This is a genomic window from Vibrio sp. TH_r3 (assembly GCF_033101115.1).
In the GTDB taxonomy this organism is placed as follows: Bacteria; Pseudomonadota; Gammaproteobacteria; order Enterobacterales; family Vibrionaceae; genus Vibrio.
Window position 1 is genome coordinate 1 of record NZ_JAWMPW010000013.1, and the last position, 16686, is coordinate 16686.

Annotated in this window: 15 protein-coding genes and 1 pseudogene; 4 read left to right on the plus strand and 12 right to left on the minus strand. The window is 36.5% G+C overall.

All coding sequences use genetic code 11. The features are described 5' to 3' along the window. Positions 1-180 precede the first annotated feature (180 nt). A complete protein-coding gene (locus R3X26_RS11795) occupies positions 181-885 on the plus strand; it encodes a GntR family transcriptional regulator (RefSeq protein WP_317717520.1) in 705 nt (234 codons plus the stop codon). 316 nt (positions 886-1201) lie between these two features. Here R3X26_RS11795 and R3X26_RS11800 read toward each other — a convergent pair. The 10 genes and pseudogenes from R3X26_RS11800 to R3X26_RS11845 form a co-directional block, all read right to left on the minus strand. After that, positions 1202-1619, minus strand: a pseudogene (locus R3X26_RS11800) (transposase domain-containing protein); the annotation flags it as partial. 124 nt (positions 1620-1743) lie between these two features. Then, the gene (locus tag R3X26_RS11805) at positions 1744-3141 is read right to left on the minus strand and encodes a glycoside hydrolase family 1 protein (protein WP_317717521.1); all 1398 of its coding nucleotides are present in this window, start codon (positions 3139-3141) and stop codon (positions 1744-1746) included. Position 3142: 1 nt separating this feature from the next. Continuing rightward, entirely contained in the window at positions 3143-4039 is an 897-nt protein-coding gene (locus R3X26_RS11810) for an ROK family protein (protein WP_317717522.1), read from the minus strand. 11 nt (positions 4040-4050) lie between these two features. Next, on the minus strand, positions 4051-4947 hold the full coding sequence (locus R3X26_RS11815) for an ROK family protein (protein ID WP_317717523.1): 897 nt from the start codon (positions 4945-4947) through the stop codon (positions 4051-4053). Positions 4948-4970: 23 nt separating this feature from the next. Further along, positions 4971-5336: a PTS lactose/cellobiose transporter subunit IIA gene (locus R3X26_RS11820; protein WP_317717524.1), complete on the minus strand. Its 366-nt coding sequence runs from the start codon at positions 5334-5336 to the stop codon at positions 4971-4973. A 97-nt stretch (positions 5337-5433) separates the two neighbouring features. After that, positions 5434-6726, minus strand: a complete 1293-nt coding sequence (locus R3X26_RS11825) for a PTS sugar transporter subunit IIC (RefSeq protein WP_317717525.1) — start codon at positions 6724-6726, stop codon at positions 5434-5436. A gap of 59 nt (positions 6727-6785) precedes the next feature. Beyond that, positions 6786-7094: a PTS sugar transporter subunit IIB gene (locus R3X26_RS11830; RefSeq protein ID WP_317717526.1), complete on the minus strand. Its 309-nt coding sequence runs from the start codon at positions 7092-7094 to the stop codon at positions 6786-6788. Between the two features lie 269 nt (positions 7095-7363). Then, complete coding sequence (locus R3X26_RS11835) at positions 7364-8047, minus strand: HAD-IA family hydrolase (protein ID WP_317717527.1); 684 nt, start codon at positions 8045-8047, stop codon at positions 7364-7366. A 97-nt stretch (positions 8048-8144) separates the two neighbouring features. Further along, positions 8145-9122, minus strand: coding sequence for an aldo/keto reductase (locus R3X26_RS11840; RefSeq protein WP_317717528.1), 978 nt, complete (start codon positions 9120-9122; stop codon positions 8145-8147). Positions 9123-9141: 19 nt separating this feature from the next. Then, positions 9142-10524 carry a glycoside hydrolase family 1 protein gene (locus R3X26_RS11845; protein ID WP_317717529.1) on the minus strand — a complete coding sequence of 461 codons (1383 nt, stop codon included), beginning with the start codon at positions 10522-10524 and terminating at the stop codon, positions 9142-9144. Positions 10525-10930: 406 nt separating this feature from the next. On the opposite strand from R3X26_RS11845, the gene R3X26_RS11850 reads away from it, so the two are divergent. The 3 genes from R3X26_RS11850 to R3X26_RS11860 all read left to right on the plus strand — a co-directional run bounded on the left by R3X26_RS11850 (position 10931) and on the right by R3X26_RS11860 (position 14997). Then, positions 10931-11986, plus strand: coding sequence for a LacI family DNA-binding transcriptional regulator (locus tag R3X26_RS11850; RefSeq protein WP_317717530.1), 1056 nt, complete (start codon positions 10931-10933; stop codon positions 11984-11986). 255 nt (positions 11987-12241) lie between these two features. Next, entirely contained in the window at positions 12242-13597 is a 1356-nt protein-coding gene (locus R3X26_RS11855) for a PTS sugar transporter subunit IIC (protein ID WP_317717531.1), read from the plus strand. Further along, positions 13594-14997: a sulfatase gene (locus R3X26_RS11860; RefSeq protein WP_317717532.1), complete on the plus strand. Its 1404-nt coding sequence runs from the start codon at positions 13594-13596 to the stop codon at positions 14995-14997. Before R3X26_RS11855 ends, R3X26_RS11860 begins: the two co-directional genes overlap by 4 nt. A gap of 391 nt (positions 14998-15388) precedes the next feature. Here the strand turns inward: R3X26_RS11860 and R3X26_RS11865 are convergent, their stop codons facing one another. Further along, positions 15389-15727 (minus strand): helix-turn-helix domain-containing protein, encoded by a 339-nt coding sequence (locus R3X26_RS11865; RefSeq protein WP_317717533.1) that lies wholly within the window; start codon positions 15725-15727, stop codon positions 15389-15391. Positions 15728-15928: 201 nt separating this feature from the next. Continuing rightward, complete coding sequence (locus R3X26_RS11870; protein WP_317717534.1) at positions 15929-16624, minus strand: helix-turn-helix domain-containing protein; 696 nt, start codon at positions 16622-16624, stop codon at positions 15929-15931. Positions 16625-16686: the final 62 nt, after the last annotated feature.

Sequence of the window (16686 nt, forward strand, 5' to 3'; positions counted from 1 at the left end):
GATGATGGAGACCTCGTCGTAAAACTCAATCTTACCTCACGTCGTCAACTTGCAACAGACCCCTTTAAAACGATTTATTCATTTATTATAAATATCGTTTATTAAAGATAAGCATATAGGTTATAATATATTAAATTTAGAAATTAAATTTTCATTTCATAAAATTGGTAGTAAACCCATATGGTTAAATATTTAGATATATATGAAACATTCAAATCTCGTATAGATAAGGGATACTACAAATTAGACGAAAAACTTCCAGATGGTACATCCTTAGCAAAAGAGTTTAAGTGTAGTGAATTAACGATAAAAAAAGCTCTTGATATTCTTGTAAAAGATGGACTTGTCGTACGTAAACGAGGATCTGGCTCATATATTAAGCGCCCACTTAGCCAAAAGAAATGGCCACATCTATATGGAACAAAAGCAAACGCAGACCTGCAAGGCCAAAAACTCGATACATTCATCATAAACTACTCTGTTGAACCGGCCGATAAGCATTTAGCGACACGTTTAAACTGTGAAGAAGGCGAAATGCTTTATCATGTTATTCGAGTTCGTCATTTGGATAATGAACCCTATGCTATCGAAGACACTTATATGCCAATAGATGTAATTACTGGTTTAAAAAGGCAACACATTCAAGCTTCAATATACGAATACATAACTAAAACCTTAGGTCTAAAAATCCATAGTTCTATGATGGAAATTACGGTAAGAAATTCAAACGAAGAAGAAGCAAAACACTTACACTTAAATATCGGTGATAAACTTGTTAATGTAGAACAGGTTGCTTATCTAGATAATGGTGAAATATTTGAGTATTCAAATAGTAAGCATGTTTGTGAGAAATATCGTTTTTCAACTAATTTTGTAAAAATGTAGATTCTCACTCCATAAAATACAAAGCTGACTTCTCCCCGCCCTCATCGGACGAGGGTTCAACGGCGATATTGCTAAAAGATTCAAACGGAAAAGCTCTTGGTCAAGAGAACTGTTCATTTATTGAAGATGGACAGAAGCTGTCTTTCTCGGTTTCTCGCGCCCGTCTTCAGTATTATCTTAAGTTCAATATTCCAGTGATATTAGTAGTTGTTTAAGTGTCTCACAAAGAGATTTACTGGATTTCTGTTCTTAAAATTCTTACATAAATTAACGATCACGAATTACGTCTGGTAGCGCAAAACCATCTCTAGCTATGTTCCAACGGAAAAAGTTCTTTTAATTGAGGAAAAGAACTGTCACTGTTGTGATTCGATGGGGACTTAAATCCTTCTCTATTATCATCGGTATCAGGTGTTCGCCATACGGCAATCTACACCAAGAAGCTTCAAACCTGACCATGTCGGATGTTCAGCCTCTTGATTCCAAAGCTTTTGGCTTTGATGAAAAACCGCCCGAACAGCCTTATCCCCAAGTCTTTGTCGATAGAGAGACATGGCAATCACTGTCCAAACAGCCATATCAAGAGGAATACATCTTTTTCGAATAGTGGCAACACCAGAAATTTCAAGGCATTGGTTGATGAATTCAGGATAGAGAATATCGCTAAGCTTACCTAGTTGGTCAGTATTAGGAGCGTAGCCGTTAGCTAAAGTTAGAGCGGTAGTAAGTTGCAAAATAAAAGGCTCAGAGTATCAAACTTAGAGCCTTTATAGATCGTTCAACTGATCATATTTAGCTTAACTGATCAGCATTAGCCAATTGGGGCCGGTAAAACTCTTATATTTAACATTCGAAATGTTAATCTCTGAACGAATTCGTCACTGCCAACTGTTTAAACCAAACACCATGTTTCTTAGGAATTCGTTCACCCGTTTCGAGATCCAGACGATAAAAACCATAACGTCGTTTAAATGAATTGATCCATGACCAGTTATCAATAAAAGTCCATTGGTGAACACCAAAACAGTTTGCTCCGCCATCAATGGCTTTGTGCAATTGTACGAGATGCTCTTTCATCAAATCAGTACGAAAATCATCATTGATAATACCATCTTCATTAGGTTCTCCTTCCGATACAGTATCCATAGCAATACCAATCTCTGCTAAAAACCAAGGCACATTAGAGTAATTATCTTTTACATTCATAGCAATATCATAAATCGCACTAGGTAAAATCTCGTTATTATCTCTATATGGATTGAAGCGACCATCTGGATTAACGTAATTTTCGAAATAGATTTCAGGTGTAAAATAATCTAGTTCATATTTCGATTCTCTTGCTTTAACTCTACGAGGAACGTAATAGTTCACACCTAAAAAATCAATTTTTGCGGAGGAAATAATATCAATTTCTTCGGACGTTGTATGAGGCAGAACATTTTGTTCTTTTAAAACATCGCATAGCTCCTGTGGAATTTCATTTTTTACCATCGGATCTAAGAAACTACGATTGAATAGTAAGTCAGCGTACCACGCTGCTTTATTATCTGCTTCACTATCGCTGCGAGTATAAGTAGGAGTTAGATTAAGAACAACGCCAACCTGTGAATTATTAATTGCCAATTTGTGGAAGGCATGCACGGCTTTAGCATGTGCTAAAATAATATTGTATCCAACCTGGACTGCCAACTTGCCATCTTTTTTACACGGATAATGGAAGTCATATAGGTAGCCGCCTTCGACCGGAACAATAGGTTCATTAAAAGTAATCCAGTACTTCACTTTATGGCCAAAAAGTTCAAACGCCTTGACTGCATAATCAACATATAGGTTTACAACTTCCTTTGATTCAAAACCACCAAATTTTTCCTGAAGTTCTGCTGGCATATCAAAATGATAGAGATTAATCATTGGTTCAATGCCTTGTGCAATCATCTCATCAAGATAGTTGTTATAGAACTTAATCGCGTCCGGACACACTTCACCTGTTTCAAAATTCTTAATTAAACGCGACCACTGAATGGACGTACGGAAAGAGTTAAAACCAACCTGTTTCATCAGTTGTACATCTTCTTTATAGCGATTATAAGTATCATTCACAACTTGAGAGCCAATACCTTTATAGAAACGATGAGGTGATTGGTTATGCCATAAATCCCATATTGAGTCATTGGCTTTGTTTGTTATGCCTTCAGTTTGGATCCCTGAAGCAGCAGCACCCCATAAAAATTTTTCTGGAAAAGTATAAGTTGTCATCTTAACTACCTTGTCTAATTAAAAAGTGTTTGAGAGCCCCTATGAGATTTGCATTGTTACCGAATTGAGCAACACCGATCACAGGACGAATTTTGGAAAAAGGAAGATCGGACATTAACTCATCCAACTTTTCGTTAATTTTTGAACAAAAATTTTTTTGCCGACTAACCGCTCCACCGAGTAAAATTAATTCAGGGTCAACAGAGTATTGAATGTTATATATACCAGCAGCGAGATACCTGAACCATTTTTCAACGATAGGTGAGATCGTTTCATTCCCTTTTGTATACATATTAAAAACATCTATTCCGTTTAATTTGTCTGAAGGCAGTGCAATAGCTTCTGCCACAGCAACAACTAGTGCTTTAGTTGAAGCCAAATTACCAAAAATTAGAGGCTTTTCATCCTTATACTCGGCAATCATAAAACCGAACTCACCGCCATGAAGGTTGTGTCCCTTCTGTACTTGATTTGCTTTGACAATTGCACCACCGATCCCACTACCAATCACTAAAGTACAGAAGTGTGAAGTTTCTTTTCCAGCTCCTAACCAAGACTCTGCTAACGCAGCACAGCAAGCATCATTTTCTAATTCAACAGGTACTTGAAATCTTTCTTGATACAAAGCCCGAACATCGAAACCATGAATATAAGGTAACGCACTTGATCCACTTATAACTCCTGAATCAACATCAACAGCACCACAAGTACTTATAGCGATCCCTTTTATGCCATATTTGTCGTTATAATGATTAAAGACAGGTACAAAGCGTTCTATCCATTGAATATACGAATCTGCCCTGCTCTCGAGATTGAACAGCTCAATAATATCAGCTGATTCAGTCATTACAGCGCATTTCACTGAACTCCCACCAAAATCCATAACTAAATAGTACATATTAATACCTTCTATAAGGTGTGAAGAAATGCAGCCCCACGAACACCTGAAGAATCACCATGTACACTTTTTATCACTTGAGTTTTTGCTTCTTTAGTAAAAGTATAACGATTCAAGTAAGCTTGAACTTTTGGATAAATAGCGTCTATGTTAGACATACCTCCCCCAAGTACAATCACTTCAGGATCTACAAAATTAACTATTGCAGCCAGGACTCGTGCAAGTTGATCACAGTAAAGGTCAAAATGAGTACTAGCCTCCACCACCCCTTGCTCCATAAGAGCGACTATCTTATGGGAATTAGCTGAGTAGTACCTGTTTGTAAAGGTTCTCTCAAATCCCGTCCCTGATACAAAAAGTTCAGAACAATTTTTAGATCCACAATAGCAATCTGTATCAGGTCCATCCAAATTAGGGTCAAAATTAGGTAATGGGTTATGCCCTATCTCCCCTCCTAACTGATTCAAACCAGTTACCAGTTGTCTATTTACGATTAAGCCGGAGCCACAACCAGTACCAATAATCACAGCAACACAAGAGTTTTTAGCCCCTTTGGCAGCCCCGTCTTTAAACTCTGAAAGAGCTAAGCAGTCGGCATCATTAGCGATTGCCACTGGAACATTAATCTGTTTTTTTATATCTCCAATGAAATCTTTCCCATTTAAAACAGTAACGTTTGCTCCTTGCATCACACCATCATTATTAACAGAACCACAGCATCCAATACCGATTGATTCTATTTCACCACATTCTTCTAACGCTCGTATAACGGACATTACAGAAATAAGAAAACCTTCATAACTAGACTTGTCCGTTTTTTCACGGTATTTAATTAACGTGTCAAAGCTTTTTGTACTAAGCCCTACACCTTCAATTTTTGTTCCACCAATATCAAGACCGACTATCATACTTTACCTTCAAAATATGGAGATTAAACCTTCAGAAATTTTTCTTTTAATTCTCTAATCTCTTCACGTATCAAAATCACTTCTTCAGCTAGCTCTTTAGCTAACATTCCCGTCATAATATGATCTTGAATATGGGTAAGAATAAGAGTCATGGGCACTTTACCTTCACCTTCATCAAACCCAATTAACGAAGTTTGAGTTTTATGTACTTCAGAAAATGCTTGGTCGGCTTGCACTATCAACTGTTTTGCTTGTTCAAATTCACCTATTCGTGCTTTTTGCATCGCTTCTTTAGAGGCCGACTCTCCCATAGCAGCCTGAGTGAGTAACATCATAAGAAACTCTTCAGAAATATCCTCTGCGGATTTAATATCAAATTGTTCTGTCATCTAATTTCACCTCGATAAATTTTTGAGGGGGATATCCCCCTCGATATTTTTAATATATCTAGCATTTAACCACGACTGATTTCCCTTTAATCACATATTAAGCCGATGCGTTTGCTAGCTCTTGTTCAAGCAATTCTTTTTCATGTAGCTTAAAGAAAGGGTAATAAATTACACCAGCGATAACTAAATTAATCATAACGGTAAATAGAGCAACAAAAGACCAGTTAGTTGCCCACATGGCACCAATAGGGGCAGGAGCTGTCCATGGCGGAATAGCTACAATTCGATGCATTAGCTCAAATTTAAACATGCACCACGTGAAGATACCACATAGCTGTGGTGCCAAGATCCAAGGGATAAAATAAGTCGGGTTCATAACAATCGGCGTACCAAATGAAACAGGCTCATTAATATTGAAACAACCTGGAACGATAGACATTCGACCTATCGTTTTGAGGTGTGTAGCACGCGAACGCAAGAACATTAGAACCAATGCCATCGTTGCACCTGAGCCACCAAATTGAATAAAGAAATCAAGCATAGGCTGGGCAAAAATTGTCGGTAACTGTGTACCTTCGACACCATTTGATAATGCTTCTTGATTGACGGTTAAATTAGATAGAACAAATGGAGCAATAATGCCATTAGTGATCGCGGAACCATGAACACCAGCCCACCAAAGAACCTGTGCTATAAAAGAAATCATCAATAATGCAGGCAGAGAATCCGAAGCAGAAACCAAAGGTTTAAACGCTTCCATTATAGCACCTGGAATAATAAAACCAGTCTGAGCATGAACAAATAAATTTAAAGGATAAATAGTTACAATAACAATAGCAATCGGGATTAATAGATCGAAAGAATCACGAATTTTTTCCGGTACTTGAGGTGGAAGCTTGATACCAATATTATGTTTATGAAGAAAATTCATCATTTCTGGTACAAAGATACCAATTAACATTGCAGTAAATATCCCTGTCCCTCCCATAAAAGACATAGACAATGCACCATCAGTTACCGGTGCAGCAACCATCAAAAATGTAGACAAGGATAACAAACTAGCCATAAATGGGTTCAACGTAGGATAGAAACGAGCAAGGTTATATCCCAAACCTGTTACAATCCATAAGGTCATAATACCCATAGTAAAATTAAAAGGGTGTAGGATTTCACTCCGGTACTCTCGTGCAAAGTTAGACCATATATTGTTTGCCTCATCTCCAAATGGAGGAAATGCAATAACAAGCAGAAAAGATCCCACAATAATAAACGGAATGGCGCCAATGAATGCATCACGGATCGCTTGGACATGCCTTTGTGATCCAATACGTCCTGCTACTGGAGCGACTGTACTTTGTAAAAAATTGAAAAATGTGTTCTTGATAGACATTAGGACTTCTCCAAAGTTTATTATAAACTTCTTGTCATTAATTGTGTGTAAACCGTTGATTACTTAACCAATGCTAGAGCTTGATCTAAAATTACATCTCCACGTTGCATCCCATAATCCATCATCTCAATTTTTCCACAACCAAGACCTTTCTCTTCACATACCTTATTAAAAGACTCAAATTGATATGAAACCTGTGGTGCAACCAAACAAACATCATATTTATCTACAACATCGTTAAACTCAGACAATGAATAAGCTTTAATTTCAACATCTACGCCTTTTGAAACAGCAGCATCTCGCATTTTGTTAACAACCATAGAAGTTGACATTCCAGCAGAACAGATCAAGAAAATTTTCGTAGTCATATTGAATTACCTCATTTTATAAAATTAATTACAGAGTGATTTATTTCACTCCAACGCTACACTTAATAAAACATAATGCTTTATTAATTAAAAGCATATGGTTTTAAAAACATAGATATGATCACATATAAAATATATGTTTATAAAATTTAAAATTTATATATTTAATATAGTAACAATATGATTTATTACAGTTGTACTTCCAACGCATGTAAAAGGATATTGAAAGTAAAACTTACAACCAATGCATATTATGTTGAAATTTGAGTTTATTTGACATGAGGGAAATCGTTTAATCTCAGTTCACATTGTCCATCTAGTTTTTGACTAACACTCAATGCTTCAAAATCTTTAACATAAATATCAGCTTTAGGGAGTTGTTCTGCTGAGTATTGGCTGAGCACGCCAACCAAACGACAATTTGCAGCATCCCCAGAAATTAATCCAGCTGGCGAGTCTTCAAACACGACACAATCTTCGGGTTTTATACCCAATAATTTTGCACCTAACAGAAATGGTTCTGGATCAGGTTTACCTTTAGATACTTTTTCAGGCGTTACAAACACTCTAGGCTCAGGTAAACTAACAGCTCTAATCCTAGCACTCGCGACAATAAATGCTCCTGAGGTTACTATTGCCCAAGGAATATTAAGTTGTGAAAGAGTACTAATGAACTCTAGTGCTCCACATATTATTTCTGTATCTGATACATCGCGACTTTCTTCCTTTTCATGTATAGCTTTCTGTCGCTTAATTTCATTATCTGTAGCACCGGGTAACAATAGTCGCATGGTTTCAGCTGCTGGCCTACCATGTAAAACCTTATTTGTTTCATCAAAATTAATGTCATTACGATCACTCCATTTACGCCATGCTCGTTCGACAGATGCATGTGAATTAATGAGAGTACCGTCTAGATCAAACAACACAGCTTTAAATTTAATAGAAATCAATTATATATCTCAACTGTAAGAATATTTTAATTATGAACAATAAGTTATAATTAATAACTGGAGTACATCGAGCTCATTCGCGGTACTCCAATTAAAATTAAGACAAACCAAATTTTGCAACAATGTTATCTGCTTCCAGCAAAACTTCAATAGCCAATCGTTTACCAATAAATTGTGCATTATGTTCAACATGAGAAGGATGGTGTGCACCAACAATGACTGGCCCAACATTCTCCTGCATAACTAACCACTGAATTGCTAGATGAGCAAGAGATACGCCATGTTGTGTAGCCAAAATTTTAAGTTCCTGAGCGCATTCGTAATACTGCTTAAATGTATCACCGTTTAGCTTCGGATTTGCACTCCGGTCATCGTTCTCGTTGAAGTTATTTTGAGGTTTAAAAGTACCAGTAAGAAGACCTTGCATTAATGGACTATAAGGAATGTACTTCATATTATTATCTTTACAAAATGGAAGTACTTCGCTGCGTGAACGATATTCTAATGGGATATTGTGGTAGCTTTCTGGATTTTGTTCAATCAAATTGTACAAACCTTGGAACGACACAACATCAACGACATTCATCATTTCACGAGTCATATCTAACGAGTAATTAGAAACCCCGATATGACGAATTTTACCTTGTTTCTGTATTTCTTTTAACGCTTCTGCAGTTTCTTGAATAGGCGTGTTTGGATCTGGCCAGTGAACTTGATAAAGATCAACATAGTCAAGACCTAGACGAGACAATGAATCATCTATTTCTTTAAAAATACTTGAAGCCGAAAGGTCTTTTCTGGATTTACGAGTTTGTGGTTCCCACGGCAACCCACATTTAGTTGCAATCACGACCTTATCTCGAGAGATGTTTTTTAAAGCTTTTCCCATAACTATCTCTGAATGGCCTTTTCCATAGATAGGGGCAATGTCAAAAAAGTTAGTACCAACATCAATAGCTCGATGAATGCTATCTATCGAATCCCTATCATTAATATTGTTCCAAGTTCCACCTAACGCCCAACAACCAAAGCCAAGTACCGAAACTTCGAGGTCAGCAATTTTTTTAAATTCCATATTCTTTCCTTATAAATAATTAGTATCCGTTATTTTCTGCGACTTGTTTAATCCATTGCCCTGATTTTTTGACAGTTCTTTTCTGAGTAACTAAGTCTAATGAAATGAATCCATATCGATTCTTGTAAGAATTGATCCATGACCAACAATCAATAAATGTCCATAAATGGTAACCTTTACAGTTGGATCCTTCTTGGATTGCTTGGTACACGTAATCGAGATGACCTTTAATAAAATCTATCCGGTAGTCATCATGAATTTGGCCTGCTTTCAGAAATTTATCTTCACTTTCAACCCCCATGCCATTCTCAGAGACAAAGCATGGTATATTTCCATAGTTGACTTTTAAATTAGTCAAAATGTCATAAATACCTTTCTCATAAATTTCCCAACCACGATGAATGTTCATTTTACGGCCAGGTTTTAAATACGAGTCATAGAACCATTCTGGTACAAATGGACTATCTTTATTAACTAAATGTAGTTTTGCCTGAACTCTTCGTGGTTCGTAATAGTTCACACCAAGAATATCTACTACACCTTGAGTTATAATAGCTTCATCGTCCAATACACACGTCGGAAGTTGTTTATGCTCAGAAAGTAACTCCACCAATTCCTTTGGGTAACAACCAAGAACGACAGGATCGAGAAACGAACGGTTAAAAAATAGATCAACAATATTCGCAGCCTCCTTATCTGCTGGATGCTCAGAACGAGCATAAGCTGGCGTTAAATTTAAAATAATCCCAATTTGGCTGTCCAATTTCAATTTTCGAAATGCTATAACTGCTTTGGAGTGCGCTAACATAGTATGGTGGGCAACTGTCACTGCTTTTTTAAAATCATGTAACTGCGGATAATGGTTACCATATATATACCCTTGTTTAACAGGAACAATCGGTTCATTAAAAGTAAACCACTTAGAAACTCTATCTCCAAAAAGCTCAAAACAGGTTTTTGCATAATTAGCAAAAGCATCGACAACTTCTCTACTTTCCCAACCACCTATTTCTTGCATACAAACAGGCATATCAAAATGGTATAGATTGATGAATGGTTCTATTTCATTACGAAGCAACTCATCAATAACGTTATTGTAAAACTCAACAGCTTTAGGATTGACATTTCCTGTACCATCTGGAATCAAACGACTCCATTGAATCGATGTTCTAAAACTGTTGTGACCAATTTCTTTCATTAAGGCAATATCAGCTTTCCAGTTTTCGTAAAAAGTAGAAGCATCTTGGGGGCCTACCTGATTGTGAAAACATTCAGGCTGCTCCTTAAACCAAAGATCCCAGATATTTTCAGATTTACCATCTTTAAGTGCAGCACCTTCAGATTGCGGACCAGAAGTCGCCGACCCCCACCAAAATCCCTCAGGAAATTTTTTAATCGTCATACCAATTCCTTAACTTAATAGCCATTGTTGAACATTTAAACTACTACCAATAGAAAATTGCCAATTTAATACAATTGCAACAAAACCATATGGTTTTTATAAAAATAACATATGTTTTTATTAAATTCACGGTAATATTTAAAATACATAGAGATCAAGCGAATTTACATTTCTCATGGGTAGCTATCCCTACAATAGGTTACGATTGAATTTTTTATTATTACTGGTATATTTTCATTAGGAACATGAAGTTTCATAAAAATGAAAATTCATGTAAGAAACAACCTAATTACTTCTGGGAATCTTTAGGTAAGAATGTGATTGGCTTATATTTTTTGTGAGATATATCACATGATGAAAGGTTTTAATCAAACTGTAAAATAACAGGAGCAACAAAAATATAATCATGGCTACTATTACAGATGTTTCATTGATGGCTAATGTTTCTAAAGCAACCGTGTCACGAGTTTTTAGTGGTAACGCTAAAGTTAAGAGTGAAACCAAGCAAGTTGTACTTCGAGCAGCGGAGCAACTTGGTTATAACACGATAAAAACCGTTGATTTATTATCCAGAGACTTAACCAATGTAGCTATAAATACTGGAAGTATTGGTATCATTATTTCACAATTTTCTAGCGCAAATTTTAGTCAATTTTTTTTAGCGGCACAACATCATGCGATCAGCTTAAGTAAAAAATTGTTTCTTTTTAACGGTGAAAGTTCAAGCAGCATGGAGAAAGAATACTTAAAATTGCTTGTAGAAGGAGGCTGTGAAATCATCGTACTAATTGAAACCTCATTGACAAACAGCGACATCGGTATATTTAATAAAAGTAAGTCACATATTATAAGTTTAGCGAATAAAAATGAATTGAGTCAGTTGTCATTAAGCTATGATCATGCCTCTGCAAGTATGTCTGCTTGTAATTTACTGCTGGCAAATAACCACTCAGATATAGCGATTTTCTCTGGTAGAGGAAACAATTCAATTAACCGAATAAAAGGTTTTAAAGAAGCATTTTCAAGAGTAAATATTAATTTTGATCAACAACTTATAGTTGATCAAACTGAAGACGGTGTAATGGCGACGACAAAGTTATGTGGGCTTTGTGTTCCATTTAGTGCAATTATTACGGCAACAGACAAAATGGCAGCTGAGTCAATGGCTACACTTCGGCAATTCAATTTCGAAATACCAGAACATGTTTCAATTATTAGCTTGGAAGGTTCGGAATTAGCAGAATATACTTATCCGCGCCTTACAACTGTCGAGATACCAGTCAATTTAATTGCTAGCGAAGTCATCGATATTTGCAATGAATACAGTAAAACAATGAATTGGGATTGTATTAAAGACCGACATTTAAACGGAAAACTTATCATGCGGGAATCAGTGCAACAATACCAACCGAAAAGCAAGCTTAATGCTTGGCCATCAGGTAACAATATCAAGCCATTTTAATCATAAGCTCCATCAACCTCTAAATTTATACTTTCTATTTTTGTTATTAAATTTTAAAAACAGATGAATATTTTCATCTGTTTTTTCCCTCTCACACAAATAAACCATATGCTTTTTAATAAAAAAACATGTTGTTTAGATCTTTGATCACATTTAATGAAATTAAAATCAATTAAAGTTTCATAAAATGAAAAATCACAAATATGATTACAACACCATCATTACTTCTGTACTACACATAAACAAGAGACCAATATGAAAGTTTTAGAATCTTTTTTTAACCGACATGCAGCTAAAATAAATGCCTTCGCGGCTAACAAGTATGTATCATCGGTCAGAGATACATTTATAAGTACTCTTCCTATTATTATGCCTGCTTCGTTTTTTATTTTATTCAGCCAATTAGTTTTGAATCCACTTTTTGGATTACCGGCATGGCTCGGTGATAACCATGTGGCAATACAATTCATGCGAGAGATGTCTAATTTGTTAATAGGCGGCACGTTAAATATGTTTGCCTTATTTGCCTGTTTTAAGCTCGCCTCTTTACTTGCTGCAAAAGAAGGAAAGGATCCTATAGGGACTGGATTAATAGCTTTAGCTGCTTTTTACATTATCACTCCTGATTTTTCAGTCGCCAATGTTAGTTCTAAAGGCTTATTTGCCGCTGTAATAGTGTCTATTCTAGCAACCAGAATATTCCATTACTTTCTGACTAATGAACGATTAAAAATAAAAATGCCCGATCAAGTACCGCCTGCAGTTGCAAAAGCGTTTTCTGATTTACTACCCGCAACATTAACTCTTGTAATTTTTTCCGCGATAGCAGCACTTTTTAGCATTTACGAGACTTCACTTCCTGCAATTATTACCCTAATGATCCAAGCTCCTCTTGCTAACTTAGCTGGTAATATTGGAGGTTTAATGGTGGTCGATATTCTACAAAATATGCTTTGGATATTTGGCATACATGGTGGAGCAGTTCTTGGTGGCATTAAATCAATGTTATTTGCACCAATGCAAGACGACAATCTAAGGGCGGTGGCAGAAGGTGTTTCGATGTGGGATTTACCACATGACGTCACATGGTTATCTTATGACTTATATGCAAATGTTGGCGGAGCTGGCGCTTCATTAGCCCTGTTAATTTCTATTTTAATCGCATCTAGACGAGTGCACTATAAAAAAGTAGCTCAAATAGCTCTGATTCCTTGCCTATTTAACATTTGTGAAACTATGGTTTTTGGTCTACCAATTATCCTTAACCCACTATTTGCGATTCCATTTGTTCTAGCTCCGACTGCAATGCTCGCATTTGCAGGATTTGTTACCTACATTGGACTAGCTCCTCCACTTGGAATATTAGTTCCGTGGACTACACCTGTCGGATTAGGAGCATTTTTGGCATCTGGCGGAGCTTGGCAAGCAGGGCTCTTAGCATTATGTACTCTTTCTATTGGCGTTTTAATTTATCTTCCTTTTGTCAAACTTGCTAATAAAGCAGCGGCTCCTGGTGAACTAATCGGACAGGAAGGCACTAAAGAAAATGCTCAGCCCATGCCTATAACTGCACAATCAAATCAATCAAATTCAGCGAAGGAACTATCATGATCAAACGTCCTAATATTTTGTTGATTTATACAGATCAACAGCGAAAAGATTCTCTAGGGTGCTATGGCAACTCAATTGCAGTGACTCCCAATGTTGATTCATTAGCCCAAAACGGTGCGAAATTTGATCGTTTTTTTGTTCAAAGTCCTATTTGTCAACCCAGTCGAGTATCAATGCTGACCGGAATGTATTGCGGTGCACATGCAATAGGTACAAATGGCCCGACTGTCCCTGAAGATCTAATGACAATACAAAAACGCTTAAAACCGTATGGTTATAAAACTGCTAACTTTGGTAAACTACACTTTTTACCACATTCGTTTAGGGATCATCGTCAACACCATCCTAGCTACGGATTTGATGAATATGTAATTTCTGATGAACCAGGTTGTTATGATGACCCTTACACAGAATGGGTTAAAAAAACAGCGCCAGACCAGCTAGCGGCAACACGTACAGCACTACCTTCTCAAGCAAAACGTTTCGGAAAAACAGAATACAGTGATCGAAAACGAGATCCAGAAACCCCATTTGTATTTGAAGGAGATGAGGACCTTACCCATTCAAGTTTTGTAACTGAATTAACGACAGACTTTATTAAGCGCAATACAAATGTGAGTGATCCATTTTTCTGCGTGGCTGGATACTATGCACCACATGCACCAATAAATCCTCCAAAAAGGTTTATCGACTTATATAAAGCAAAAGACATGTCTCACCCTATTGTGGGAGATGATGAAACAGTGATGGATAAACTCAAACATATTTCGTCAGATGAATGGCTAGAAATACGGCGCTATTACATGGCGTTGGTTAGTCATGTAGACGATTGTGTAGGACAATTAGTTACTTCTTTAAAAGAAACAGGACAGTACGAAGACACCATTATCGTTTATGTTGCTGATCATGGTGAATATATTGGAGATCATGGCAAGGTACAAAAAGGTATGCCAGGTGAAGACGTTATAACCAATGTACCTTTTATTATTCATTATCCAAAGCAGATAAAAGCAGAAAACTACTCACAGCTAACCGAAAGTATAGATTGGTTACCAACGATGTTAGAAATGGCAGGAATTCCGATTCCGTTAGATGTTCAAGGTAAGTCTCTACTTCCCTTAATGTCTGGAGAAACTGTCGTGCATAAATCGGTAATACTAACGGAACATTTTGAACCGAATGGAATACGTCAAGTCTCTATTCGTGATCAGAAATACCGATATTATTGCGACAACCAAGATGGAGAATTACTATTTGATTTGGAAAACGACCCACATGAAGTCAATTCGGTTCATGATATAGTTGCATATAAAGAGACTTTATCAAGTATGCGCTTGAAAATGATACGCAAGATACAAAATTCAGCGTATCCGAATATAGAGAAGATTTTTGCGTATTAATGAATACCAAATCAACAACGACTGACAAGTTGAATTGTCGGTCGCTTTACTATAAAAACAATATAATATCAATTCCATTAATTAACTTACCAATCGAGTCCAACCTCTAAAGCAGAGAGATTGGACTCTGCGTTTATCTTCACAAAAACTGTTCCAAGCATTTCATACTGAGTTCACTATATTCTCGATAATCGAGAAACTCACTTCAGCTTCGCCCGTATTAATACAAACGGCTCCAAACAAATAAGCGTAATCAAATTGCTGTTGTTGAACCGCCCTAGGTCGAATTCCTTTTTCTGCCCAAATCTTGGTTGTGGTATTGCGTTGACCAAATCTAGCTTTATCTTGGAACCAAACGAGCACTTCTTTTAAGTGGATATGCCCATGGATCTTAAGGATCGTTTCTACTTGGAATTTTTTTAAACGGTTCTTGAGCTTCTTTTGATTGTTTTGGGTGCTTTGAACGTGTCGTTATCCAGCTCAAATTGAGTTCATGTAGTAAGCGGTATACACCGGATGGTTGGTAAGAAATATCAAATTCATCAAAGATGAATTGTGTGATGTCACTCCCTTGCAAGCGCCCACCCTCAGGTTTTATTGCATTTGAAGTGACGTATTCTTTAAGATGCTCTTTTTGTTCAATAGTGAGTTTGGACGGCCTTCCTGTATGAAGTTTTTCTGCTAACCCTTCAATACCAAAATCAAGATAGGCCTTTATCCATTGATTCACACTGAGAGGACTGATTTTAAGAAATGATTCGATTTCAGTTCGATTTTTACCATCAATTAAGTGAAAAACCGGGAGTGATAAGTTTTGATAAATCTGAGTTCATATAGACTCCTTTCAAAGTCTATATTAGATCATAAATTTAATGAAATTTTTATAATCAATAAGTTATCTATATAAAAATAGATACCGCTCGGTAGATTCTTAAGTAACCGTAATCTCATTAGCAAGCTGTTTAAGTTCTAAAAGCTTACTCTCCACTGTATCTGAATCAACATCATGAAAGCGAGAAAACGCGATAGCCACTTCACTTTTCTCATCAAGTGGAATAGCGATGGTTACTTCCTTAGGGTTAGAGTGGTATTGCTTAGCATACCCAGAAGCTCTTGCGAACGATAATTTGTCTTTTATACTTAAAAATTTTTCTTCACCTAAAATAGATTCGACTTCTTTATCATCCAGCTTGGAAAGCAACAGCAGCCCTATTGTAGATTTACTGGCATCGTATAGGTGGTTGTGAATTATACTTTGAGAAAATGTTTTATTAGGCTCAGCATGTATCAAATAACTCACCTTATCTCTCCAAAGCACACCAACAGATATAATATAATCACAAGGCAAGTGAGCTTCAATTACAGGTAGTGCTTTAGATAATAATGATGAACCATGAATTGCTTGAGCAGCCAATACATGTATTCCTGGACCGGGCATATATGCCTTTTTTTTATCTTGCGTAACCAAACCCATTGCCATAAGAGTCATGAGCACTCTATTAGCTTTCATGGGTTGAAGATCAAGTTGCCTAGCTAACTCTCTTACACCGATGGGTTGATCACTTGAGGCCAATGCCTGCAAGCAAGATATTCCATCAATAATGCTTTTATTTGGTTGCGATGACACTAAATATCCTATTTAAATTAATTCTAGAAAGGAGCCATATATAAATTTATGGCCCCAAAAAC

Excerpts from the sequence above, each read along its gene's own strand:
- R3X26_RS11795 (WP_317717520.1), top strand. The coding sequence starts at position 181 with ATGGTTAAATATTTAGATATATATGAAACATTCAAATCTCGTATAGAT.
- R3X26_RS11805 (WP_317717521.1), bottom strand. The coding sequence starts at position 3,141 with ATGACAACTTATACTTTTCCAGAAAAATTTTTATGGGGTGCTGCTGCT.
- R3X26_RS11810 (WP_317717522.1), bottom strand. The coding sequence starts at position 4,039 with ATGTACTATTTAGTTATGGATTTTGGTGGGAGTTCAGTGAAATGCGCT.
- R3X26_RS11815 (WP_317717523.1), bottom strand. The coding sequence starts at position 4,947 with ATGATAGTCGGTCTTGATATTGGTGGAACAAAAATTGAAGGTGTAGGG.
- R3X26_RS11820 (WP_317717524.1), bottom strand. The coding sequence starts at position 5,336 with ATGACAGAACAATTTGATATTAAATCCGCAGAGGATATTTCTGAAGAG.
- R3X26_RS11825 (WP_317717525.1), bottom strand. The coding sequence starts at position 6,726 with ATGTCTATCAAGAACACATTTTTCAATTTTTTACAAAGTACAGTCGCT.
- R3X26_RS11830 (WP_317717526.1), bottom strand. The coding sequence starts at position 7,094 with ATGACTACGAAAATTTTCTTGATCTGTTCTGCTGGAATGTCAACTTCT.
- R3X26_RS11840 (WP_317717528.1), bottom strand. The coding sequence starts at position 9,122 with ATGGAATTTAAAAAAATTGCTGACCTCGAAGTTTCGGTACTTGGCTTT.
- R3X26_RS11845 (WP_317717529.1), bottom strand. The coding sequence starts at position 10,524 with ATGACGATTAAAAAATTTCCTGAGGGATTTTGGTGGGGGTCGGCGACT.
- R3X26_RS11850 (WP_317717530.1), top strand. The coding sequence starts at position 10,931 with ATGGCTACTATTACAGATGTTTCATTGATGGCTAATGTTTCTAAAGCA.
- R3X26_RS11855 (WP_317717531.1), top strand. The coding sequence starts at position 12,242 with ATGAAAGTTTTAGAATCTTTTTTTAACCGACATGCAGCTAAAATAAAT.
- R3X26_RS11860 (WP_317717532.1), top strand. The coding sequence starts at position 13,594 with ATGATCAAACGTCCTAATATTTTGTTGATTTATACAGATCAACAGCGA.